The organism is Streptomyces sp. NPDC026301, assembly GCF_055567935.1.
The window spans coordinates 166,144-187,173 of sequence record NZ_JBVHPN010000007.1 but is presented as its reverse complement, the minus strand read 5'-3'; the positions used below and the strand labels follow the sequence as shown (position 1 = coordinate 187,173).

22 protein-coding genes and 4 pseudogenes are annotated in these 21,030 nt (G+C 68.0%); 14 read left to right on the top strand and 12 right to left on the bottom strand.

The genetic code is table 11. From position 1 onward, the window contains the following. Window positions 1-6 precede the first annotated feature (6 nt). The 3 genes from ACZ4MH_RS14320 to ACZ4MH_RS14310 all read right to left on the bottom strand — a co-directional run bounded on the left by ACZ4MH_RS14320 (window position 7) and on the right by ACZ4MH_RS14310 (window position 2,637). The gene (locus ACZ4MH_RS14320; RefSeq protein WP_351586005.1) at window positions 7-714 is read right to left on the bottom strand and encodes a DUF4158 domain-containing protein; all 708 of its coding nucleotides are present in this window, start codon (window positions 712-714) and stop codon (window positions 7-9) included. 346 nt (window positions 715-1,060) lie between these two features. Continuing rightward, complete coding sequence (locus ACZ4MH_RS14315; protein ID WP_351586003.1) at window positions 1,061-2,311, bottom strand: FAD-dependent oxidoreductase; 1,251 nt, start codon at window positions 2,309-2,311, stop codon at window positions 1,061-1,063. Window positions 2,312-2,349: 38 nt separating this feature from the next. Beyond that, window positions 2,350-2,637: a putative quinol monooxygenase gene (locus tag ACZ4MH_RS14310; protein ID WP_351586001.1), complete on the bottom strand. Its 288-nt coding sequence runs from the start codon at window positions 2,635-2,637 to the stop codon at window positions 2,350-2,352. A gap of 133 nt (window positions 2,638-2,770) precedes the next feature. On the opposite strand from ACZ4MH_RS14310, the gene ACZ4MH_RS14305 reads away from it, so the two are divergent. Next, window positions 2,771-3,439, top strand: a complete 669-nt coding sequence (locus ACZ4MH_RS14305) for a TetR/AcrR family transcriptional regulator (protein ID WP_351585999.1) — start codon at window positions 2,771-2,773, stop codon at window positions 3,437-3,439. Window positions 3,440-3,692: 253 nt separating this feature from the next. On the opposite strand, the pseudogene ACZ4MH_RS14300 reads toward ACZ4MH_RS14305, so the two are convergent. After that, a pseudogene (locus ACZ4MH_RS14300) lies at window positions 3,693-4,304 on the bottom strand (transposase family protein); the annotation flags it as partial. Window positions 4,305-4,353: 49 nt separating this feature from the next. On the opposite strand from ACZ4MH_RS14300, the pseudogene ACZ4MH_RS14295 reads away from it, so the two are divergent. The 3 genes and pseudogenes from ACZ4MH_RS14295 to ACZ4MH_RS14285 all read left to right on the top strand — a co-directional run. Next, a pseudogene (locus ACZ4MH_RS14295) lies at window positions 4,354-4,644 on the top strand (MBL fold metallo-hydrolase); the annotation flags it as partial. Continuing rightward, a pseudogene (locus ACZ4MH_RS14290) lies at window positions 4,630-5,389 on the top strand (IS5 family transposase). The pseudogenes ACZ4MH_RS14295 and ACZ4MH_RS14290, both read left to right, overlap by 15 nt. Window positions 5,390-5,480: 91 nt before the next feature. Then, a complete protein-coding gene (locus ACZ4MH_RS14285; RefSeq protein ID WP_351585997.1) occupies window positions 5,481-5,870 on the top strand; it encodes a VOC family protein in 390 nt (129 codons plus the stop codon). Window positions 5,871-6,104: 234 nt separating this feature from the next. On the opposite strand, the gene ACZ4MH_RS14280 is transcribed toward ACZ4MH_RS14285, so the two are convergent. From ACZ4MH_RS14280 to ACZ4MH_RS14250, 7 genes are all read right to left on the bottom strand, one after another. Beyond that, on the bottom strand, window positions 6,105-6,239 hold the full coding sequence (locus ACZ4MH_RS14280) for a hypothetical protein (protein ID WP_467754513.1): 135 nt from the start codon (window positions 6,237-6,239) through the stop codon (window positions 6,105-6,107). Between the two features lie 205 nt (window positions 6,240-6,444). Further along, on the bottom strand, window positions 6,445-7,236 hold the full coding sequence (locus tag ACZ4MH_RS14275; RefSeq protein ID WP_351585993.1) for an SDR family NAD(P)-dependent oxidoreductase: 792 nt from the start codon (window positions 7,234-7,236) through the stop codon (window positions 6,445-6,447). A gap of 168 nt (window positions 7,237-7,404) precedes the next feature. Then, window positions 7,405-8,217 carry a sugar phosphate isomerase/epimerase family protein gene (locus tag ACZ4MH_RS14270; protein WP_351585991.1) on the bottom strand — a complete coding sequence of 271 codons (813 nt, stop codon included), beginning with the start codon at window positions 8,215-8,217 and terminating at the stop codon, window positions 7,405-7,407. A 57-nt stretch (window positions 8,218-8,274) separates the two neighbouring features. Next, window positions 8,275-9,696, bottom strand: a complete 1,422-nt coding sequence (locus tag ACZ4MH_RS14265) for an MFS transporter (RefSeq protein WP_351585989.1) — start codon at window positions 9,694-9,696, stop codon at window positions 8,275-8,277. Window positions 9,697-9,785: 89 nt separating this feature from the next. Beyond that, window positions 9,786-10,583, bottom strand: coding sequence for an IclR family transcriptional regulator (locus ACZ4MH_RS14260; RefSeq protein ID WP_351585987.1), 798 nt, complete (start codon window positions 10,581-10,583; stop codon window positions 9,786-9,788). A 129-nt stretch (window positions 10,584-10,712) separates the two neighbouring features. Continuing rightward, on the bottom strand, window positions 10,713-11,300 hold the full coding sequence (locus ACZ4MH_RS14255; protein WP_351585985.1) for a P-loop nucleotide/nucleoside kinase family protein: 588 nt from the start codon (window positions 11,298-11,300) through the stop codon (window positions 10,713-10,715). Then, window positions 11,297-11,944: a bifunctional 4-hydroxy-2-oxoglutarate aldolase/2-dehydro-3-deoxy-phosphogluconate aldolase gene (locus ACZ4MH_RS14250; RefSeq protein ID WP_351585983.1), complete on the bottom strand. Its 648-nt coding sequence runs from the start codon at window positions 11,942-11,944 to the stop codon at window positions 11,297-11,299. Before ACZ4MH_RS14250 ends, ACZ4MH_RS14255 begins: the two co-directional genes overlap by 4 nt. Window positions 11,945-12,113: 169 nt before the next feature. Between ACZ4MH_RS14250 and ACZ4MH_RS14245 the strand changes: the two genes are divergently transcribed. From ACZ4MH_RS14245 to ACZ4MH_RS14215, 7 genes and pseudogenes are all read left to right on the top strand, one after another. Beyond that, window positions 12,114-13,103, top strand: coding sequence for a Gfo/Idh/MocA family protein (locus tag ACZ4MH_RS14245; protein ID WP_351585981.1), 990 nt, complete (start codon window positions 12,114-12,116; stop codon window positions 13,101-13,103). Next, window positions 13,096-14,091 carry a LacI family DNA-binding transcriptional regulator gene (locus tag ACZ4MH_RS14240; RefSeq protein ID WP_351585979.1) on the top strand — a complete coding sequence of 332 codons (996 nt, stop codon included), beginning with the start codon at window positions 13,096-13,098 and terminating at the stop codon, window positions 14,089-14,091. Before ACZ4MH_RS14245 ends, ACZ4MH_RS14240 begins: the two co-directional genes overlap by 8 nt. Next, on the top strand, window positions 14,088-14,660 hold the full coding sequence (locus ACZ4MH_RS14235; RefSeq protein WP_351585977.1) for a VOC family protein: 573 nt from the start codon (window positions 14,088-14,090) through the stop codon (window positions 14,658-14,660). Before ACZ4MH_RS14240 ends, ACZ4MH_RS14235 begins: the two co-directional genes overlap by 4 nt. Beyond that, a complete protein-coding gene (locus ACZ4MH_RS14230; RefSeq protein ID WP_351585975.1) occupies window positions 14,657-15,577 on the top strand; it encodes a sugar phosphate isomerase/epimerase family protein in 921 nt (306 codons plus the stop codon). The genes ACZ4MH_RS14235 and ACZ4MH_RS14230 overlap by 4 nt, the downstream gene beginning before the upstream one ends. Next, window positions 15,574-16,554, top strand: a complete 981-nt coding sequence (locus ACZ4MH_RS14225; RefSeq protein WP_351585973.1) for a Gfo/Idh/MocA family protein — start codon at window positions 15,574-15,576, stop codon at window positions 16,552-16,554. The genes ACZ4MH_RS14230 and ACZ4MH_RS14225 overlap by 4 nt, the downstream gene beginning before the upstream one ends. Continuing rightward, the gene (locus tag ACZ4MH_RS14220; RefSeq protein WP_351585972.1) at window positions 16,530-17,297 is read left to right on the top strand and encodes an SDR family NAD(P)-dependent oxidoreductase; all 768 of its coding nucleotides are present in this window, start codon (window positions 16,530-16,532) and stop codon (window positions 17,295-17,297) included. The genes ACZ4MH_RS14225 and ACZ4MH_RS14220 overlap by 25 nt, the downstream gene beginning before the upstream one ends. 181 nt (window positions 17,298-17,478) lie before the next feature. After that, a pseudogene (locus tag ACZ4MH_RS14215) lies at window positions 17,479-17,725 on the top strand (transposase); the annotation flags it as partial. A 231-nt stretch (window positions 17,726-17,956) separates the two neighbouring features. On the opposite strand, the gene ACZ4MH_RS14210 reads toward ACZ4MH_RS14215, so the two are convergent. Beyond that, window positions 17,957-18,835, bottom strand: a complete 879-nt coding sequence (locus ACZ4MH_RS14210; RefSeq protein ID WP_351585971.1) for a LysR family transcriptional regulator — start codon at window positions 18,833-18,835, stop codon at window positions 17,957-17,959. Window positions 18,836-18,931: 96 nt separating this feature from the next. On the opposite strand from ACZ4MH_RS14210, the gene ACZ4MH_RS14205 reads away from it, so the two are divergent. From ACZ4MH_RS14205 to ACZ4MH_RS14195, 3 genes are all read left to right on the top strand, one after another. Continuing rightward, a complete protein-coding gene (locus tag ACZ4MH_RS14205; protein WP_467754512.1) occupies window positions 18,932-19,093 on the top strand; it encodes a hypothetical protein in 162 nt (53 codons plus the stop codon). Window positions 19,094-19,394: 301 nt separating this feature from the next. Continuing rightward, window positions 19,395-20,126 carry an alpha/beta hydrolase gene (locus tag ACZ4MH_RS14200; RefSeq protein ID WP_351585969.1) on the top strand — a complete coding sequence of 244 codons (732 nt, stop codon included), beginning with the start codon at window positions 19,395-19,397 and terminating at the stop codon, window positions 20,124-20,126. After that, window positions 20,123-20,995, top strand: coding sequence for a sulfurtransferase (locus ACZ4MH_RS14195; protein WP_351585967.1), 873 nt, complete (start codon window positions 20,123-20,125; stop codon window positions 20,993-20,995). Before ACZ4MH_RS14200 ends, ACZ4MH_RS14195 begins: the two co-directional genes overlap by 4 nt. Window positions 20,996-21,030: the final 35 nt, after the last annotated feature.

The following is a 21,030-nucleotide window of genomic DNA, read 5'->3' as shown; positions in this document are numbered from 1 at the left end:
CCGCTTTCAGAACATCGTCGCCAGGTCGTCCCGTACCCGCATCCGCGCCTTGTGAGCGAGGCAGGCCAGCAGCGGGATCCGCTTGACGGCCGCGTAGCCCCGCAGTTCGGAGGCGTCCGCCGCGTCCGCTTCCCCGGCGAAGTCGGTCACCTTCGGCGCCGCGACGCCGTCCACCCACGCCGAGGTGTCGCCGAGCTCGTCCAGCCACTCCAGGCGCGTGAACAGGCGCTTGAAGTGTGACCAGCTCGGGCCCTGGGCGGTCTGCTTCAGCCGGTTGAACTGCGTGGTGCCGTCGCTGTCGCGCTCTTCCAACAACCGCAGCATCGCCGCCTGCTCGGTCAGGCTCATCCGGTCGTGGATGCCGCAGCAGATCCAGGTGTTCACCTCGGTGCGGATCGTGGAGGTCATCGTGTCGAAGGTGGAGAACGCCGGCAGTTCCAGCCCGGCCGCCACCACCTTCTCCAGCGCGATATTGATCAGGACGGCGGGGCGGTTCTTCGCAGCGGCCTCCTTGCGGATCGCCGCCTCAGCAATCTGCCGGGCCTGGGCCTGCTGATACTTCGTCCCCACCCGCTGGCGCGCCTCCGTACGCTGCCGCTCAGCGGTACGGCACGTCTCGTACAGCGGGAGTGTGCCCTCCGGTAGCTCGACCGTACGGCGGACGAAGTCGACCACCATCTCCGGATACTCGTCCTGCTCCGGGAACCGGCCCATAGGTGATCAGCCGCTTGAACCGCGGGTACGCGGTCCGCTCGATCGAGGTCACAAGTCGGCCCCAGGCCCAGGGATCAGTCAGTATCAGCACCAACGACCTTCGGCCGAATGGGTGACGGCCACTACCGAACAGGGCGCCAAGACCAAGTACTGGCGGCTTTTGGGCTTACCTCGGCGCTACCCCCTTTGCACTCGCCATGGGGGCGCGCACAAGCCAGCGGAAGGCGCAGGCCATGAGCGGGCGTCCGGCCTGCGCACTGCCGGGTGAGGAGAACGTCTCTGCCGACGTCGTCCGTCACACGCGGGCTGAGGCCAGGCCCGCTGTGCGACAGGACAGCGACGTCTTTCAGGCAGTCCCGCCACGCGAGACGGTGAAGGCACTCTCGGCGCGGTCGATCTCCCCCAGTTGCTTGAGGATTTCCCCGGGCGTGCCCTCGCCGACGACCTTCTGGAGCAGCGGTGTGTGATCGAGAACGGCGTCACGCAGCCGACGCAGAGGCGCGGGGGCGTGGTGAAAGACCTTTCCGAGCGCCCAGGCCGTCTGGGATTGCCGGGCTGTGTGGGGTTTACGAGTGACCTCGAAGTCGTTGAGCGCGCGGTGGACTGCGTCAGGGTCGGTCAGGTCCACACCTGCCAGCCGCCGACCGAGGAAATAGCCATCCTCAGTGGCCATGCCGGCACCGTAGGCGGCGTACGGGGACGTGGGGTGGGCCGCGTCTCCGATCAGGGTGATCCTGCCCTTTGACCACTGCTTGAGCGGCTTGCGGTCGCGTATGGGCCAGCTCTGCACGTGAGCGGGATCAGTCGCAGCGATGAGACCGGGCAGTGGTTCCGGGAAGTCGTGGGCGAGGCGTACGGCAGCGCCGTGGAGATCGCTGGGCAGGGGGCGCTGGGCATCGTGGGCGGTGAGAACCCACCACTGGAAGCCGTCGCGGCCCTTGCTGCGGATGGCGGTCCAGGCACCCTGCACGGTGGGGCTGTGTGTGAGCACACACAGGCCACGGGGGGCGGATACGTTCTCGGCGAGGGTGTATCCGCCGTAGAGCTGCAGATTGTGGGGACGGATCGGGGAGTCGCCCCACAGTGTGCGGCGCACCAGTGAGTTGATCCCGTCAGCACCGATCAGGACGTCGGCCTCGTGCACGGTTCCGTCGGCCATCAGCAGACGGACCGCTCGGTCGTCCGACTCCACGCCCTCCAGCGCAAGGCCGGTGCGCAGCATGCCCGGTGGGAGAGCAGCCAGCAGCCGCTCGTACAGGTCCGGGCGGAGCAGACCGATGAAGCCGCCGCCGTAGTCGCGTACGACATCCGCAGGCAGCCGGACCTGAACTCGCCGCTTGCCGCGCATGTTGCGGAACTCGCTCTGGCAGGGCGCGCCGAGGTCGTCGATGTCGACGCCGAGCAGGCCGAGGGCCTTGATGGGAGCGGGCCACAGATTGAGGATGTTGCCGGCCGGCCGCGCCTGCGCGTGACGCTCGAAGAGGGTGACATGGTGGCCGGCCTGGTGGGCGGAGAGCGCCGCGGCCATACCGGCAGGGCCGGCGCCGACGACAGCGATCCGGCCGGGCGAAGCGGGTGATGGTGGGGTGTGCGACATGTGCGGCTCCTTGCGAGGCGAGCTGGTCGGTGGGTGGATCAGCCGGTGACGGCGTGGCGGATCAGGGTGGGCTCACCGTCGGTCAGTCCGTGGACCCGGTGCAGAAAGGCAGCGGTGTGGGGGTGGGCCATGTGCGCGTCGAGGGCTGCGCTGCTCTGCCACAGCTCGGTGCACACGATCACGTCCGGATCCTCGAGGTCGGCGGCGAAGGTGTAGGCCAGGCACCCGGGGTCCGCGCGGGCGGCAGCGGCCATTTCCACGGCGGTGGCGACTATCCGGTCACGTGCGCCGACGGCGGCACGGGCACGGCTGAGAACGATCAGCATCGGCGCCCCCCCCCCCAGAAAGCGTAGTGTGCGATACGGTTTTGTTCGGGAGTCATTAGACCGGGACACGGGGGTCACGTGTCAACGGTCAGGCGGAAAGAAGTCCGCCAGGAGTGGAAGCGAGAATGCCTGCATGGCCACCACCGAACACCGCACCGAAGACCTGGAGATCCGCGAGCCACGCCAGGAACGCACCAGACAGGCCTGGGCCCGCGTTCTGGACGCCGGCGTCTCCCTCATCGAGGAGGGCGGCTACGAGGCATTCACCATCTCCGCCCTCTGCGAGAAGGCACAGGTGGCCCCCAGGGCCCTCTACGACCGCACCGCCAACAAGGACGCACTCTTCCTCGCCGTCTACGAGCACGGCATCTCCCGCCTCGCCGCCGACCAACAGGCCTTCACCGACATGGCCCGGTGGCGAGACCTCACCGCGGACGCCCTGATCAGGGGTGCGGTCGGTCAACTGACCGCCCTCTTCCGACGCCACGCAGCCTTCCTCAAGCCGGTGCTCCTGCTGTCCGGCGCCCACCCGGAAGTGCTGCGTCGCGGCCGACTTCATGTGCACGCCCTCGCCGGGGCCTTCACCGCATTGCTGCTCAGCGTCCGCGACGAGATCACACACCCTGAACCGGAAACGGCCATACGGCAGTGCTTCGCCACTGTCTTCTCCGCGTGTGTCGTACGCACCGCCCACGGCGCGGACTTCGCAACTGAAGCGGTGGATCACGACACCTTCACCGACTACCTTGCCCTGACGGCCAGCCGCAGCCTGCTGGGCGCCTTCCCGGCCACCGGGCACTGAGTGCGGGGCGGCCCGGCGCTCTGGCAGGGCTTCGTCAGGTCTTTCCGGTGGCTCTGATCAGGAGCATGTTGGTTGCGGCTCTGGTTATGGGTGGGGACGTTGCAGAGGCTCGGTTGTGGGCTGATGAACTGACGGTTGTGCATGAGCGGTTCGCGGGGCGGTTTGCCAGGTCGGAGCCGCGGGAGTCGGCCTTGGCTTACGAGTTGGTGCGTGATTGCGGGCGGGACGTGCCGGGTCGCGCGGTCGCTGGGTCTCAGACGGTGACGCCGCGGTCGGAGACGAGGCCGGCGATGGCGCGGTAGGTGTCGGGCAGGCAGTCGCGGCGGTGGGTCCAGCGGATGAGTTGCTTCCAGCGTTTGTGGTCGGCCAGTGCATGTTCGACGCTGATGCGGTCACTGGAGTGGTCGTGCCGGTCACGTTCCCATTGTTCGACTCTGCCCGGCAGCGCTCCGGGCCGTGGCTGTCTGGGCGGGGTGACAGCCTGGCCGGGGTGATCGCGGCTCAGGCCCAAATATGCGTCGTCGAGGAGAACTTCGACCAGTCCGAAGTGGTGAATGCAGCCGGTGATGCCCACCGTGCGAGCCGCGGTCGCATCGTGCATCCGCCCCGGCCTCAGGGCGTCCGTCCACAGGGTGCGGCCGTCGTGGTCGGCGATGACGGTGGCCTTCATGGTGTTCTGCGTCTTCTTGCCCGACACGAACGCCCGACGGCCTCCACGGCTCGCGACCGGGCGGCGGACCTGGATCTCGGTGGCGACCAGCCTCAGCTCGACGCCCTCGGCCTGCGCGTAGGTAAACACGTCCTCCAGTGTCCGAAGCCGCAGGCCAGGCCGGTCGGGAACGGCAAAGCCACGCTCGGCCAGCAGTCGGCCACCTCGCACCTACCGTCCGATACACCGAAAGGAGCTGGCCGACATGGCCACATCCGCCCCGCTGTCCTACGAAGTCTTCGTCTCCCCGGGCGCCCCTCGCGCAGGCGACCAGCGCATGCCCAACGGCAACCCCATCGTGTCGTCCCCGATCACGTCCACGCTGATCTACGGCGACAAGGACGCCGTGCTGGTCGACCCGCCCTTCACTCACGACCGGATCCGGCAGGTCGGCGACTGGGTGGAGCGGTCCGGCAAGCGGCTCGCGGCCATCTACGCCACGCATGGCCACGGCGACCACTGGTTCGGCACGGCGCAGCTCATCGAACGCTTCCCCGGTCGCCGTCGCTTATGCGACCGAGGGCACCATCCGCATGATGCACCAGCAGGCCACCATCGGCTGGCCGCGATCACCTTTCTGGTGACCTCGGGCTGCACCTGGCGGCAGCTTCCTCCGGTGTTCGGTCCGGCCTGGCCGACCGTCCACCGGCGGTTCGCCCAATGGAGCCGGGGCCGTGTCCGGGCAAAGTTCCACCGCGTGGTCCTGGATGAACTCGGCGCCCGCGGCGAGCTGGACTGGTCGCGGTGTGCGCTCGACTCCGTCAGCGTGCGGGCGGCAAAAGGGGGCCTCTGACCGGACCGAATCCGACCGACCGCGGCGAGTCCGGATCGAAAATCCACCTGCTCACCGACCGCAACGGGGTGCCCCTGTCGCTGGGCATCTCCGCCGCCAACACCCACGACAGCCTGGGCTGCAGCCGCTCGTGCGGGGCATCCCTCCCCTCCGCTCCCGCCGCGGGCCCCGTCTCCGACGGCCGGCCAAGCTCCACGCCGACAAGGGTTACGACTACGACCACCTGCGGAAATGGCTCCGCGAGCGTGGCATCCGCCACCGCATCGCCCGCAAGGGCATCGAATCCTCCGAGCGCCTGGGCCGACACCGCTGGGTAGTCGAGCGCACCGTCTCCTGGCTGGCCGGATGCCGTCGCTTGCACCGCCGCTACGAACGTAAGGCCGAGCACTTCCTTGCCTTCGTCGGTATGGCCGCAGCCCTCATCAACTACCGTCGGCTTGCTGCGTAGACGACAGGGCTAGAATCTACGGTGGCATCGCGTGTCGGTCACCGGCTGGGTGAGACATGGAGGTGTCGGGACATGCCTTCGGAGGCATTCCTTGTCAGTCGAGTTGAACCACACGATCGTCCATGCCCGGGACAACCGGGAGTCCGCAGAATTCTTTGCGAACCTGCTCAGCCTCAAGATTACCGCCGAGTGGGGCCCGTTCATCGCGGTTGACCTGAGCAACGGCGTCACTCTGGACTTCGCCACGGTTCCCGCGCACAGCATCACCCCCCAGCACTATGCCTTCTTGGTCTCCGAGGAGGTGTTCGACGCAGCGTACGCGCAGATCAGCCAGCGCGGCATCGAGCACTACGCCGACCCCCACCGGAAGCAGCCCGGCGCGATCAACCACAACGACGGTGGCCACGGCATGTACTTCATGGACCCGGCGGGCCACGCCATGGAACTCATCACCGTGCCGTACGGCGGCTGGACTTCGTAACCACACGCATCGAGGGCCGCATCCCAGCGCGGGATGCGGCCCTCGACCGCTGCTTGTGTCCCATGCGATTCACGGCCGACGCCTGGCCGACATGCCTCGCCGCCCGGCGGGCACCATCAGCACCAAAGGAAACGACGTCTTAAGACCGCAGTGCCCCTCAGCACATCCGGTGGTTTCCTGTCCCTCCGGCTTCCGGCACAGGAGAGGCCGTTGGCTAAGACCATGTCCTATTGATCAGAAACTCATGGGGTTCTCGTTCAGGACGTAGCGGACGTGTGGGCCGCCGAAGTAGCCGCGGACGATGTGCGGTTGGCGTTGGCGTTGGCGTCTGCGGAAGAAGAAGAAGAAGAAGAAGAAGAACGCCGCCACATCCTCACGGTCCCGCCCCGCCATCAACGCGGCCACCGCCCGCAACCGCAAGGCCTCCTGCGCCGACGGCGAAACAGATGCCGCGCATCTCCCCCACCAGATCGCTCGCACACCACCAATGACCCAGAACCCAAACTGTTTCGGACCAGAGAGTGGGCGGCGGAGCCGCTCACGATCGGCCTCGGTGGCCAGAGGAAGAACCCCGTCAGGACTTGGAGCTGGGCCGACCGGGAATGTGGCTGAGGATGGACTTGGAGAAACCCCCATCGACGCAGACATCTTGGCCGGTGACATATCCTGCCAGCGGGCTGACAAGAAACTCGATCACGTTCGCGATATCCATCGGGTCGCCAATTTTCGACAACGGGATGATTTCTTCCCTTGCCTTCTTGACTTCGGGGTCGAGGTACATTTGTTCAGTCATCTGCGTGCGAGTCATGCCCGGGGATACCACGTTCACGCGGATTCCGTCAGGTGCCCATTCCAGCGCGAGTGTCTGAGCCAACATCGTGAGCGCAGCCTTGGTCGGACTGTATGCACCTGATCCGGCATGTGGGAGCTGGCCGGACATTGAAGAGGTGAAACAGGCGGACCCGCGGCTATCCTTCAGGTGCGCGTGACTTGCTTTGGCAAGTAGCCACGCCCCGCGGAGGTTGACGGAGAACATGTCGTTCCAGTCCTCCAGGGAGAGATCCTTGAGCGCGCCAGGGCTGGCGATTCCGGCATTTGCCACCAGCGCATCCAAGCCGCCGAACTCGTCAACCACAGCGGTTATCAGCTGACCGGGCACGTCGGGATCACCCAGGTCTCCTGTCAATGCAATGGCCTTTCCGCCCATCGACTGGATCGACCGGACGACCTCGTCTTGTCGCGCGTTCGCAGTAAGGCCGGATACCGCGATCATCGGCTTCTCGCCGCGGGCAAGCGCTGCCTCTGCGAGCCTCAGGCTTGCAGCCGCGCCGATGCCGCTGCTTCCACCACTGACCAGAACCCTCATTGCACACTCTCCTTGTATATTTCCAGCGGGCATACTCAGCAGGCCACGCAAGTGGTGACAGCTGCATCTGGCGCGTTTCGAAGCACTTCGACTCGCACCGATGATTGAGAACTGTCACCGTACTGTTCGATGACCCTCGGAGTCATTCTGAATCCCGGGGAGCTGAAATTACTCTCCGAGATTCCAGCCCTCTTCACTGAGATCAACCATCGCCTTCGCGAATACTTCCAGGGTGTTCTCTTCGCGAATGATTTCGAGCACGACGTTGTCCACCCCGATGGTTTCTTGGACTGCTTTACCCAGGCCGTTCCAATCGATCACCCCAGTGCCGATGGGGTCGTGGCCCCACGTTTCCGTACCTGTGTCGGATATGTGCATGAGTGCAATCGACCTGTGGTGTGAGCGCAGACCCGATACGGGGTCCTCCCCGATATAAGCAGCGTTCGCGACGTCGTACACGATTTTTAGTGCGTCATCGTTGACCGTGCCGACGATATCTGCCAGCTCCCCAATCGTGGGAGCAAAGCAGTAGGGAGTGTTCTCGAAGAGGAGTCGTTTTCCCGCCCGCTTGGCCAGCGGGATCAGCTCTTCCAGGCTTTCGTACATCCACCCGTGGACGTTCTCGAGCGAGGGCGAGATCATAGGACGCCGTGTGCCGGGTGAGATGACAACTTCCGGGACATCCCAAGCCACCGCAAGATCGATCACCGACGTGATGTGCTCGATGCTCTTCCGGCGCATGCTGGCAGCAGGACTGGCCAGATTGATGTCGTATCCGCCGGCGTTCAGCGATCGGATCTTGGCGCCGTTCTCGTTGAGCGTCGCCAGGATTTCCGAACGCTCGGTGCTGGAGATCTCTTCCGGCCAGCAATGTGGGGAGCTGATGGGAACCTCGAAGGTGTTGTACCCATTCTGGGTCAACTCGGATATCGCATCGATCGCCGTTGCAGACCAAAGGTACGAAAAAGTGTTGATGATCATATGAATTTCCGTTCCATCTTTGAGGTGCCCCCATCGCGCGCTCGGGAGCAGGGGCGGCTACGACCGGGGCTCCATGTGCTGTTCAGGGGCTGAACTGGCAGCAGTGGACGAGTCCTCGCTCATGACGACGGCGATGGTGTCGGTCGCGGAAACGATCTCCCGCGGGGCACGGCTGCCGGTCTCCGGGAGCGTGAAGTAGACGATGAGGCACAGGGCGACGATGACGATCATGTAGATCGCCAGGTACATGGGCCGTCCGGCGCCGACGAACGCGGACGCGATGAGGGGTGCGGTGCCGCCGAAGAGGGCGATGACGATCTGATGGGCGAATCCGATTCCGGAGACGCGGACCGAGGCGGGGAACAGCTCAGCCTGGATGGTGGGGTAGACGCCTTGCCAGATTCCGAGGACTACCCATCCGGAGGCGGCGACGATGACGTAGACACCGAAACCGGGCGCCTGCAGGAGGAGAAGGAGCGGATAGAACAGGACGATCATTCCGATGGCGCCGATGATGGGGAAGATCTTCCGGCGACCGAGACGGTCGGAGAGGTAGCCGCCGGCGGGGACGACGACAACCAGCAGCGCCAGGCCGATCACGCTGCCGGCAAGGGTGGAGGACAGGTCTCGGCCCGAGGTGAGGTTGGCGTAGGTGGGCAGGAACGTCGCCCAGGTGTAGTAGGCCACGGCGGGAGCGGACAGGGCAGCCGTCTGCAGGATCGCCTTGGGGTGCTCGCGGAGCAGCTGGAGGAGCTTCGCGGGTGCGGACTTCTGCTCGACGAGCGTGCTGGCTTCGAACTCCGGAGACTCGTCCGAGCGGGCGCGGAGGATGAGTCCAGCGACGCCGATCACACCACCGATGATGAAAGGGATCCGCCATCCGTAGGACGCCAGGGTGTCGGCGGCGAAAACAGAGGTGACGGTGGCTGCGGCGCCCGTTGCGGCGAGGGTTGCCAGCCCGCTGGCCATGTTGGTGAAGGAGCCGAAAAGTCCGCGCCGGTTGGCTGGAGCGTGTTCCACCATGAACGCGATGGCGCTCTGCCCCTCGGTGCCGGCGGAGATGCCCTGGAGGATGCGGGCGACGACGAACAGGATCGGCGCGAAGTAGCCGATGGTCGCGTACGGGGGTGTAAACCCGATGATCAACGCGCCGAGAGCCATCCCCGAGACCGCGAGAGACAGGACGCGTCGGCGCCCGTACCGGTCGGCAAGCGGGGAGAGGATGATGCCGCTCAGAGGCCGCACGATGAACCCGATGGCGTAAGTGAGGAACGCGGCGATAAGGGACGCGAACTGGGAGCCCGAGGGGAAGATCTGCGCGGAGAAGACAGCGGCGAGAAGACCGTATACATACCAGTCGTACCACTCGACAAAGTGCCCGACGGTCCCGGCGAGCAGGTTACGGGCCTGTCTCTTACGCGGGACAGGGTCTGTGCTGTCGGGGGCGGATGTACTGGGCGCGCGACGTGAGGCCGTCATTGAATTCTCCTTTGAATTTGGGCGCGAGTGAGCATCCCAACGCCCGGGCCGAGGGTCGCTGAACCTGTTGAAAAGGGGTGTCTGCCTGTCTAGGCGGAGAGTTCCTCGTCTGCGACGAGGTAGGTGTAGCTCGGCCAGCTCCGGGAGAGGTCAGCCGCGGCCGCGAGCAGGGGCGGCGACAGCTCGGCCATGCGCGCTCGGGTCATCCGCACGGAGGGGCCCGCGATGCTGATCGTCCCGGTGGCCTCCCGGCCCGGTCCGGCTCCGTGGATGGCGGCCGCCACGGCACTGATACCGAGATCCATCTCCTCAATCGTCGTGGCGTACCCGCGGTGACGAACCTCGTCGAGCTCGACCTGGAGAGCGGACCGATCGAGGGGGGATCTGGGGGTGACGTCGAGACGGCTCTCGTGCGCCAGCACGGTCGCGACTCGGTCCGGAGAAAGAGTGGCGAGCCACGCCTTCCCGGATGCAGTGGCGTGGGGGACCGCGTCCTGGCCCATGACGGGGTCGATGCGGAGGGACGAGTTCGCCCCCTGGGCCTTGGCGATCCACTTCAAGGAGTCGTTGCTGACTACTGCCAGGCGAACGAGCTCTTCACACTCCGCCGCGAGCGAGTCCAGGCTTCGCTGAGCCCACGTTCCCACTCCTGACGAGGACAGCTGGCGGAGCCCCAGGGCGCCGAGGCTGTGAGTGGCGAAGTAGCTGGAGGTGCGGGGGTCTTGATTCACATAGCCCGCATCGACCAGGGCGGCGAGGAGGCGATGAGCGATGGCCTTGTTGACGCCCAGGCGCTCGGCGATCTCCGTGACGCGTCGGCCTTCGGGATGCGGCGCCAGCAGTTCGAGCACACGCATCGCATTTGTGACGTCACCGGCCAGTGCCATGTCTTCGTCTCCTCGCCATCGTGGAGTAACAGCGTTACCTGTAACGCCGTTACGAAAAGTCACACGCGTCCGCCCTCGCTGTCAAGACCCAGCGGTCACCCTGGTCGTCGAACCCCGGGAACGCAGCGGTCAGTTGTGCTGAACCAGCTCGCGCAGGCGCGTGAACGCCGACTCGTCGTCGTTCACGACGATGTCGTGCTCGCCGGTGTTCCAGCGGCACTCGAGAGCACCGAATCGCTCCCAGTAGACGTCCCATCCGGCGAGCTTGACCCGGTCCCGCTCGCTGCCGCGCTCGATCAACCGTTGCCGCACGACCTCGGGCGAGGTGCGCACGTGGATCACCCGGATGCGAGCGGCGGGCCAGCCTGCATTCTCGGTCGAGCGACGCAGGAAGTCGGGGTCTCCGAGGTACGCCACGAACGGTGCATCGAGGACGACGGAGTGGCCGAGTTCCAGATTCCGGCCGGCGGTCGCGAAGAGCGTCTCGTACTCGGCCGGCATGACCTTCCGCAGGTACAGCTCGTTCGATTCCCGATCGGAGGGATCCTGCCCGAACGCCTCGAGAGCCACTCGCACCAGGGGCCCGGCGAGCGTGTCCTTGTCGAGATACGCCGCGCCCGTGAGGGAGCTGAGGTGTCTCGACAGGGTCGACTTACCCGACCCCGCCCCGCCGAGCGTGATGTAGGCGACGGGCAGGGCCTGGACGTCGGGTGTCACTGCTTCACTCGCTCGATCGCGGCCACGAACTCCTTCGCCGCTGCGGTGACCTTGCCCATGTCGCCGTCGGGGCGGCCGGCCTTGGTGATGGCGCTGCCCACTCCGACCGCCGCGACGCCTGCGGCGAACCAGTCGCCGACGTTGGCGGTGGTGACGCCACCCGCCGGCAGGATCGGGATGTGCGCGAGCGGCGCCAGGACCGCCTTGGCGTAAGGGATGCCGCCGGCTTCGGTGGGGAAGAGCTTGACGATGTCCGCGCCGGCCTCGGCCGTATCGAGGATCTCGGTCGGCGTGTACGCACCACTGATGGTGGCGATCTGGTAGCGGTTGGCGACGCGGATCATCTCAGGGTTGAGGTTCGGGCTGACGAGGAACTGCGCGCCGGCCTGAATGCTCGACCAGGCGGCGTACCCGTCGAGGACGGTGCCCGCGCCGAAGACCACGTCTTCACCGGCGAAGCGCTCGGTCAGGCGCTCGATCACGGTGAGGGCGCCGGGGATCGACAGGGTGATCTCGAGGGCGCGGATGCCGCCGGCGACGGCTGCCGAGGCCACCTCGAACGCCTCCTCGGCGGTGTCGAGGCGGACGATGAGGACGTTGCCGGAATCGCGGATCGTCTCTATGACGTGGAGTTTCTGGAACATGGCCCTGATGGATACACCACTTTCACGCGCTTCGCGAGCCGCGTCCAGGAGGCGTTGACGGATCGCGGCGAGGTGTTGCACCCTGTTCTGCAATCGATCTCAGCAATCGTTCTCATTCGCGAGCGACTGATGCGCCGGGATCCTCATCGAAGCGAAGGAGTCCACGGCGGTGGATCATTCCTCTTCGGCCCCTCGGCCCTCGGCCGTGGTGCTGGGTGCGTCCCACTGGCACGCGCCGCTGTACCGTGCCGGGCTGGCTCGACACTTCCGCGTGACGGCGGTGCAGGACCCCGACCCCGCGGTCTCTCGGACATTCGCCGAGCCCTTGGGCGCACCTGTCGCGGCGAGCGTCGACGAGGCTCTGGACCAGGACGGCATCGAGGTGGCGTTCGTGTTCTGCCCGCACCACGAGATGCTCGCGGTCGGCCGAGAACTCATCGAGCGCGGCATCCCGTTCGTGATCGAGAAGCCCGCCGGTGCGAGCCTCGACGACCTTCGGACGATCGAAGAGGAGGCGCGCTCGGCCGCCGTGCCGGCGACCGTGCCGCTCGTCCAGCGCGGCGCCCCGATCGACACGTGGCTGCGACAGGCCGGCGACATTGTCTACGAACGGATGGCGTTCGTCGCCGGTCCGCCCTCGCGGTATCGGAGCAATGGCAACCCGTGGATGCTCGAACCCGCCCTCTCGGGCGGCGGCAGCCTGATGAACCTCGGCCCGCACTTCGTCGATCTGGCGATCCGTCACCTCGGACATCCCGTCGACGTCGTCCGGAAGCTCTCCACCACGCTGCACGGCGAGGCGGTCGACGACCACGCCACGATGATCCTGACCACCGCCACCGGCCGCGAGGCAATCGTCGAGGTCGGCTACGCGTTCCCCAACTCGCCGCTGAAGCGGTACTGCAGCTTCACCGCGGCCGGGACCAACGGGTTCGCCACCGTCGACACCAACGGCGACGCGACATTCACCGACCAATCCGGCGTCACCAAGAGCGCCGTCCTCGAGGTCGACAGCGACCCGCTGTACGACGTGTTCGTCACCGGCGTCGCCGACACGCTCACGACCGGGTTCGCGGGCCTGCCGACGCTCGCCGAGCTTCTGACCACTATGGAGCTCATCTGGTCGCCGCACCTGGAGAGGACGGCGCGTCGTGGCTGAAGTAAGCATCGACGACGTCGCCGAAGCGGCCGGCGTCCACCGCTCGACCGTGTCGCGTGCGTTCTCGAAGCCGGATGCCGTGCGCGCGGCGACCCGGGAACACGTGCTGCGTGTCGCAGCCGAGCTCGGGTACTCGATGAACCCCCTCGCGCAGGCTCTCCGCCGCGGCTCGAGCAACCTCGTCCCGCTGATCGTTCCGGACCTGACCAACCCGTTCTTCGCCGAGCTGGCGCGCACGACCGCCGCCGCCGCCGAAGCACGCGGCTACCAGCTGATGCTCTGCATCACCGACGGCGACACCGGGCAGACCGCCGACTACGTGAGCGCGATGCAGTCCATGTACTCCCCCTTCGGCATCGTCGCCCCCTCAACCCGGGTCAACCTCGAGGCGCTCCGCCGGTACGCGTTTCCGAACCGGGTCGTCGTCATCGACCGGGTCGAAGACGACCCGGCCGTGCCCACCGTCACTGTCGACAGCGCCCGGGGCATCGACCTGGCCTTCGACCACCTCCTTGGTCTCGGCCACACGAACATCGCCTACGCCCCGGGGATCGTCGGCACGTACACCGCCCAGGATCGCTGGGACGCCTACCACCACGCCGCCGAGCGTCACGCCATCCCGCCCGTCGTCCTGGAGGCGGCGCCCGGCGCCGAACCGGGGCCGGGGCTCGTGGACCACTGGATGCGGGAACCGGTCCGCCCGACGGCCGTGATCGCCTCCAACGACCTCATCGCATTCGCCATGATCTCCGAGCTCGGCTCGCGCGGACTGACCGTGCCCGCCGACCTGTCGGTGATCGGCTTCGACGGCCTCGACCTCGGCGCCCAGTTCAACCCCCGGCTGACCAGTGTCCGACAACCAATCACCGACCTCGGACGGATCGCCATCGAACTCGGTGAGGCCCTCATCGCCGGCGGCCCGCCCGACCACGTCGTGCTCGAACCATCGCTTCTCATCCGCTCCTCCACCCAGGAACTGCGCTCATGAATCCGAACCCCGGTCGCCTTCCCGGTCTGCAATACGTGGACCACGTGGCCTTCACCGTCCCCGACCTCGACGACGCCACCCGCCTGTTCACCGTCCTGCTCGGCGCCGAGGAGCTCTATCGCTCCACCCGCGGACCCGATGCCGCGGTCATGCCGGAGCACTTCGGCGTGCCCGCGGACGCGCACCTGGAGCTGCGCATGCTCCGGCTGCCGCCGAATCTGAACGTGGAGTTGTTCCAGTGGTGGAGCGAGGACCGCTCCCCCAAGTTCCCGCGGGCCAGCGATGCGGGCGGGCACCATCTCTGCTTCGTCGTCGACGACGTGGACGACGTCGTCGCCGCGGTCGCCGACCTCCGGGGCATCGAGATCCTCGGTGCGCGCAAGGAGGTCGGCGGCGACAGCCCCGCTGTCGCCGGGAACCGGTGGGTGTACGCCCGCACCTCTTGGGGGCTCATCCTCGAGTTCGTCGACCGCTCGCGGGTCGTCGATCCTCCGCGTCTCGTCGGCCCCCACGACTGGCACACCCACTCGACCCCGAAGACCTCGAAGACCTCGGAGACACCCTCGTGAAGATCGCCGGCCATACCCTCGGCACCCCCGACCACACCGTTCCCGAAGCGCTTAAACTCTTCGCCCGAGCGGGCCTGGATGCCGCCGAGGTGATCTACCAGGACGACTACACGAGCGGTCTGCCCATCGGCGGTGCCGCGGCAGCGGCGGAAGCGGCACGCGTCGCCGACGGCGAAGGCATCCCGGTCATCGGGCTCACCCCGTACACGACCGCCATCAACGCGACCGACGAGCGCATACGCGGAGCAGCCGTCGACGAACTGCGGTCGGCCATCGACATCGCCCACGCCGTCGGCGCGAACCGCATCCGCGTCTATTCCGGCGCGTGGCAGCCGGACCGGCAGGACCACGCCGCGCACTGGACGCAGCTCGTCCGCTCGCTCCAGGAGCTCTCCGGACCTGCGGCGGACGCAGGCGTCGTGCTCTGCGCCGAGAACCACTTCGGCACCATGACGCAGACCGCGCGTGACACCGCCAAGCTCATCCGCGCGGTCGACTCGCCCGCCGTCCGCGTCCTCTACGACCAGGCGAACCTCACCTTCACCCACGACGAGGATTTCGACGACGCCTTCGCCGTCCAGGGCGATCTCATCGGCCACGTGCACGTCAAGGACCTTGTCTTCAAGGACCCGAACGCCCCGTTCGTCGCGTCCGAGACGGCGCGCGTGCACGCCGAGGAACGCGCCGTCATGTCGCGCGTCGTCGGCGACGGCATCCTCGCCTGGTCGTCCATCCTGCGACGCCTTCGCGAGGTCGGCTACGACGACGTGCTCTCGCTCGAATACGAGTACCGGTGGCATCCGCAGGATCTCGAAGCCCCCGAGATCGGATTCCGACGCGGCGCCGAGCACCTCCGTACGCTGCTGCGACAGCTCGATGTCGAGGCGGCCGGCCAGAAGGCCGAGGTCCGCTCGTGACCGCACTCCGCGTCGGCGTGGTGGGCGCCGGCAACATCGCCAGCATCGCGCAACTGCCCACCCTTGTACAGCGCGACGACATCGAACTGCGCGCCCTGGTCTCGCGGCGCGAGGACCCGAGCCCGTTGCAGCGTCGGTGGGGGTTCGCGAACGTGTACCGCACGGTCGACGCGATGCTCGACGCCGAAGAACTCGACGCCGTCTTCGTGCTCACTCCCCGTTCCAAGCACGTCGCGGCCGTCGAGAGCGCCCTGCGCGCCGGCATCGACGTGTTCTGCGAGAAGCCCCTCGCCACCTCGACCTCCGACGCGGTCCGCCTCGCGGAGCTCGCCGACAAGCACGGCCGCATCCTGATGGTCGGCCTGAACCGGCGGTTCGCGCCCGTGTACGTCGCCGCGCGGAAAGCGTTCGGTGCGGCCGGAGCGTCGTTCTGCGTCGCGCAGAAGAACCGCGCCGGCTCCGAGTACCGGGCCACGTTCGAGAACGCGATCCACATGGTGGACCTCCTCCGCTGGTTCTGCGGCGGAGACGTCGTCGAGGTCACCAGCGCGGCCGCCGGAACCGACCCCTGGGAGGAGGACGGCACGGCCGCCCTCATCCGGTTCTCGACCGGGAACACGGGCCTGCTGGTCGCGGCCCGAACCGCCGGCGCGTGGGGTGAGAAGCTCGACGCGTACGGGCAGCTGCGCTCGGCGGAGGTCGTCGCCCCCGACACCGTCGCGGTGACGGCGGACGGCGTCCGCACCGTCCGGTCGATGAGCCCGGAGGCGTTCGGCTGGGCGACCGCGACCGAGACCTTCGGCTTCGCCGACGCGGTCCGCCACTTCCTCGACCGCGTTCAGGACCGGCAGCAGCCGCTGACCTCCGGATGGGAAGCGGTCAAGACCCAGCAGCTACTCGACAAGATCCTCGCGGCGGCAGGCCTGCCCACCGAGGAACAGGAGGGACGCACGTGGTCCAGCAAAGCAGTGCAGTAGCGCCGCAGCCCCAGGTCGCCCTGGTCACCGGCTCCAGCGGCGGCATCGGCGCGGCCGCCGTCGACGCGCTGCAGGCGCGCGGGGACATCGTCGTCGGGGCCGACCTCGCACCGCTCGACGGCCAGGACATCGCCGGCTTCGCCGAGCTCGACGTCACCGACGAGCAGCAGACCTCCGAAGTGGTACGCCGGACCGTCGCCGAGCACGGCCGCATCGACGTCCTCGTCCACGCCGCGGGGGTGCTGGGCGGCACCCCCGATCCGCTGGCGACCACGACCGAGGAGTTCGAGCGCACCATGCGCATCAACGCCACGGGCACGTTCACCATCACGCGCGAGGTCGCGAACCTCATGCGGGACACCGGCACGAAGGGCACCATTCTGCTGCTGTCGTCGGTCGCGGCCAAGGAAGCGCGGATCGACTACCTGCCGTACAACGCCAGCAAGATCGCCGTGCTGCACATCATGTGGTCGATGGCGAAGATCCTCGGACCGGACGGGATCTCGGTCAACGCCGTCAATCCCGGACCAGTGAACACGCCGATGTGGTCACAGCTCGCCGACCAGTCCGGCTCCGCGCAGGCAGCACGAGACGCTCGCGCCGCGCAGCTCCCCATGCGCCGCTTCGCCGAACCGACCGAGGTCGCCAACGCGATCGGCTTCCTCACGGACCGGGCCAACCGGTACATCACCGGCGTCTCTCTCGACGTCGCCGGTGGAGCGCATCTCGGTATGGGGTCCTGATCCGAAACGGTTTGGGTTCTGGGTCGTGGGTGGTGTGTGAGCGATCTGGTGGGGGACGCGCGGCATCCGTCGCCGTCGACGCAGGAGGCCTTGCGGTTGCGGGCGGTGGCCGCGTTGGTGGTCTGAACGAGAACCCCATGAGTTTCTGATCAATATGTGGTGATCGCTCGTTGAGCTTGCCATGGGGCGGGATGCGTGGAGTTGGATTGTTCCGGATGGTTTGTGGGAGATGGCCCGGCCGCTGATTCCGGAGGATCGGCTGCGGCCGCAGGGTGGTGGTACTGCGAACACGCCTGATGAGACGCTGTTCGCCGCCATCATCTACGTGCTGGTGAGTGGGTTCGCGTGGCGGGCCCTGCCACAGTGTTTCGGCGTCTCGAAGTCCACCGCCCACCGCCCACCGCCACTTCCTCATCTGGTCTCGAGCGGCCCCTCGACGAGTGCCGAGCGGCCGGAGATGAGCAGTCGAGGAGACAAATCGTCAGAGCACCGGGCGGCGTGCATCTGATTCCCACTGGCCCGCGCCATCCGTCCGCGTCGATTCTTTTCCCGCACCCCGGCAATCGCCAACCGTGGGTCAAGAGCCGGTCATGGCAGGGGCGGAGCGCCTGGCCTCTGCCGCGATGACGCCTTCGTAGCGGCGCCATGCGCCCGTTGCGTCATGCCGCGCGGTCGGTCTCGCGGGAGGCGAGGAGGGCGCGCACGGCCTCGATGGCGGTGCCGATCAGGGAGGGGTCGGCGCCGCGCCGGGGGCGCGCGCTGAGCGGCACCGGAGAGACGGCGGGGAGGTCGTCGCGCGGGACGAGCCCTTCGGGGGGCTGGCCGCCGGGAACCGCAAGCAGGGCGACGCCGAGCCCGGCGCGGGCGGCGTCCAGGACGCCCGCGAGATAGCCGGCCTCCGCGACGACGGTGGCCGGGATGTCATGGGCGGCCAGCGCCGTGAGGGCACGGCGGCGGATGACGCACGGCTCGTTGATGGCGACCAATGGCAGCGAGGTGGCGGCGGACGCCGTCCAGCCGGGGGCCGCGTACCAGCGCAACGGGAGGGCACCGACAGGGGTGCCCGCGGCGGCGGTTGCCTCGGTGACGTAGACGGCGAGGTCGGCTTCGGCACGCTCGACCGCGTCCGTCAGGCGTACCGAGCGGTCGATCCGTACCCGGACCTCGGCACCCGGACGCACCGCCCGCACCGCCTCGGTGAGCACCGGGAGGATCTGGTCGGCGCCGTGCTCGGTGGCACCGATGACGACGGTCGCGGCCGCGGGCCCGTCTTCGCCGAGCAGCCGGCGGACGGCCCCGTCGTGCGCACCAAGGATCAGCCGGGCTTCTTCGAGGAGCTGGGTGCCGTGGGCGGTGAACCGGGTTCTGCGTCCGTCGCGTTCGACGACAGGAGCTCCGAGGGTCTTCTCCAGCCGTCGGACGTGCTGGCTGACCGCGGACTGGCTGAGCGCAAGCGCACCGGCCGCGCGGTGGAAGCCACCGTAGTCGGCTACGGCGACGAGGCTGCGCAGCGCCACGATGTCCAGGGTCGGTCGCATGGGCCGAGGCTAGCATTAATTGATTATGAATCGTGATCGATTTTGATGGCGAATCGTCGTTGGACGTACGGTTCCCGCCTCCGGCATGCTGAGCGCATGCTGCATACAGCCATCGCGCCGGCCTGCGAGCCGCGCCTCCACCACGCCGGAACCGGGCCGTCGGCCGCCGGTGCCGTGGTGTGCTGTGGCGCAGGCACCTGGCTGACGCAGCGGCGCGTGGTCGACTTCGGCCGCGTGTGCGCGATGCGCTGTCGCTGACCTTTTCTTTCTCTTCGCCCGGCGGGAACGCAGGGCGAAGGAGACCTTTTCGCCCTCACTGCGTCCGCTCCCAACGCCGGGCGGCTCCGGGTCGTTACGTCGCTGTGTCGGTACTTCGCTGTGTCGGTACCTCGCTGTGTCGGCACTTCGTTGCATCGCCAGGTCTGCGGCGATCTCTGTATCCCGCTCTGTATCCCGTCACTCCGCACATCGGCTCCCCCGGCCGCAGGGCCTTCGCCTTCGCCTTCGCCTCCGCCTTTCGACCTTTCGACCTTTCGACCTTTCGACGAATCGAGTCACCATGAGCTCTCCTCAGCCTGTCCACTCCTGGGACGAACCAGAGGGAATCGCGCCGCGCGGAACTCTCGTCCTGCTCCCCGGCCGTGGTGAACACGGCGGTGTGTACGAGCGGTTCGGCCGCCGAATCGCTGCCGACGGCTATCGCGTACGGGCCCTGGGGGACGCCACCCTCGACCCGGCTGCGGTCACCGACGAGGCCGCCAAACTGCTGCGCGACGAGACACTGCCCGGGCCGCGGGTGCTGGTCGGCTCGGACACCGGGTCGTCGTACGCCGCGCAGCTCGCCGCGCGGGCCGCCCCCGGTCTGGACGCGCTGGTCCTCGCGGGGCTGCCCGCCGGCCCGCACTCCGTTGCGACGGGCCCGGACTGGGAAAGCGAACTCGCGCAGCGCACCGCGTGCCCCACGCATCGGGGCCGGCTCTCCGCCGACCCCACGTTCCGGCGCCGCGCCCTGGCGGACGCGCCGCCGCCGGAGCTGCCCGCGTCGGCCCGGGTCGCACTGCCGGTGCTCGGGCTGCACGGCGCGGACGACACGGTCAGCCCCCTCGAGGAGGCCCGCCATGCCTACCGACCGTTCCCCCGCGCGGAGTTGGTGAGCCTGGCCGGTACACGACACGACGTCCTCAACGATGCTACCCACCGTACGGTCGCTGCCACCGTCGTGCTCTTCCTCGAGCGCCTGCGGCTCTCTCCCGAGCTGCCGTCGATCGCCGCCACGGAGGACCTCGGATGACCGCCCCGACGCCCTGGTCCACCGCTCCCGTCCTCATCACCGCGGCCGAGCTCTACGCTCGGTTGCACACCAACGACCCGGCGCCCGTGATCCTCGACGTACGGTGGCAGCTCGGTGATCCGGACGGCCACGGGCACTACCTCAAGGAGCACATCCCGCGCGCTCTTTATGTCGACCTGGACACCGAACTCGCCGCTCCGCCCACGCCTGACGCAGGCCGCCATCCGTTGCCGGACGTCGCCGCCCTGCAGGCGGCGGCTCGCCGCTGGGGACTCACCGCGGGCCGCCCGGTGGTCGTGTACGACGACAACGGCAACACGGCCGCTGCCCGCGCCTGGTGGCTGCTGCGCTGGGCAGGGATCGAGCAGGTCACACTGCTCGACGGAGCGCTGGGTGCCTGGCGTGCGGCAGGGCTGCGCACGGAGACCGGCCAGGCTGTCCCTCCGGAGCCGGGCGACATCGTGCTCACACCGGGGCACCTGCCGGTGTTGGACGCCGAAGCGGCCGCCAGGATGGCCCGTACCGGTGTGCTGCTGGATGCCCGGGCCGCCGAGCGGTACCGGGGCGAGAGCGAGCCCGTCGACCCGCGTGCCGGGCACATCCCCGGCGCCCGCTCCGCACCGACCGGCGACAACCTCACCGCTGACGGTGCTTTCCGCCCCTCGGAAGAGCTCACGCTGCGTTTCGCCGCACTCGGCGCGGACGACGCCACCGAGGTCGGGGTCTACTGCGGCTCCGGTGTCACAGCGGCCCATCAGATCGCGGCCCTCGCCCACGCCGGCATCCCGGCCGCCCTCTACCCCGGCTCCTGGTCCGCCTGGTCCGCCGACCCCGCACGACCTGTTGCGGAAGGACCACAACCGGGCTGAGCCGCACCGGCGGGACACCTCGTACAGGCCCCCAT

Excerpts from the sequence above, each read along its gene's own strand:
- ACZ4MH_RS14260 (WP_351585987.1), bottom strand. The coding sequence starts at position 10,583 with ATGGCACTGGCCGGTGACGTCACAAATGCGATGCGTGTGCTCGAACTG.
- ACZ4MH_RS14275 (WP_351585993.1), bottom strand. The coding sequence starts at position 7,236 with ATGAGGGTTCTGGTCAGTGGTGGAAGCAGCGGCATCGGCGCGGCTGCA.
- ACZ4MH_RS14305 (WP_351585999.1), top strand. The coding sequence starts at position 2,771 with ATGGCCACCACCGAACACCGCACCGAAGACCTGGAGATCCGCGAGCCA.
- ACZ4MH_RS14315 (WP_351586003.1), bottom strand. The coding sequence starts at position 2,311 with ATGTCGCACACCCCACCATCACCCGCTTCGCCCGGCCGGATCGCTGTC.
- ACZ4MH_RS14210 (WP_351585971.1), bottom strand. The coding sequence starts at position 18,835 with ATGCGACCGACCCTGGACATCGTGGCGCTGCGCAGCCTCGTCGCCGTA.
- ACZ4MH_RS14265 (WP_351585989.1), bottom strand. The coding sequence starts at position 9,696 with ATGACGGCCTCACGTCGCGCGCCCAGTACATCCGCCCCCGACAGCACA.
- ACZ4MH_RS14310 (WP_351586001.1), bottom strand. The coding sequence starts at position 2,637 with ATGCTGATCGTTCTCAGCCGTGCCCGTGCCGCCGTCGGCGCACGTGAC.
- ACZ4MH_RS14320 (WP_351586005.1), bottom strand. The coding sequence starts at position 714 with ATGGGCCGGTTCCCGGAGCAGGACGAGTATCCGGAGATGGTGGTCGAC.
- ACZ4MH_RS14235 (WP_351585977.1), top strand. The coding sequence starts at position 14,088 with ATGAATCCGAACCCCGGTCGCCTTCCCGGTCTGCAATACGTGGACCAC.
- ACZ4MH_RS14270 (WP_351585991.1), bottom strand. The coding sequence starts at position 8,217 with ATGATCATCAACACTTTTTCGTACCTTTGGTCTGCAACGGCGATCGAT.
- ACZ4MH_RS14195 (WP_351585967.1), top strand. The coding sequence starts at position 20,123 with ATGACCGCCCCGACGCCCTGGTCCACCGCTCCCGTCCTCATCACCGCG.
- ACZ4MH_RS14250 (WP_351585983.1), bottom strand. The coding sequence starts at position 11,944 with ATGTTCCAGAAACTCCACGTCATAGAGACGATCCGCGATTCCGGCAAC.
- ACZ4MH_RS14200 (WP_351585969.1), top strand. The coding sequence starts at position 19,395 with ATGAGCTCTCCTCAGCCTGTCCACTCCTGGGACGAACCAGAGGGAATC.
- ACZ4MH_RS14205 (WP_467754512.1), top strand. The coding sequence starts at position 18,932 with ATGCTGCATACAGCCATCGCGCCGGCCTGCGAGCCGCGCCTCCACCAC.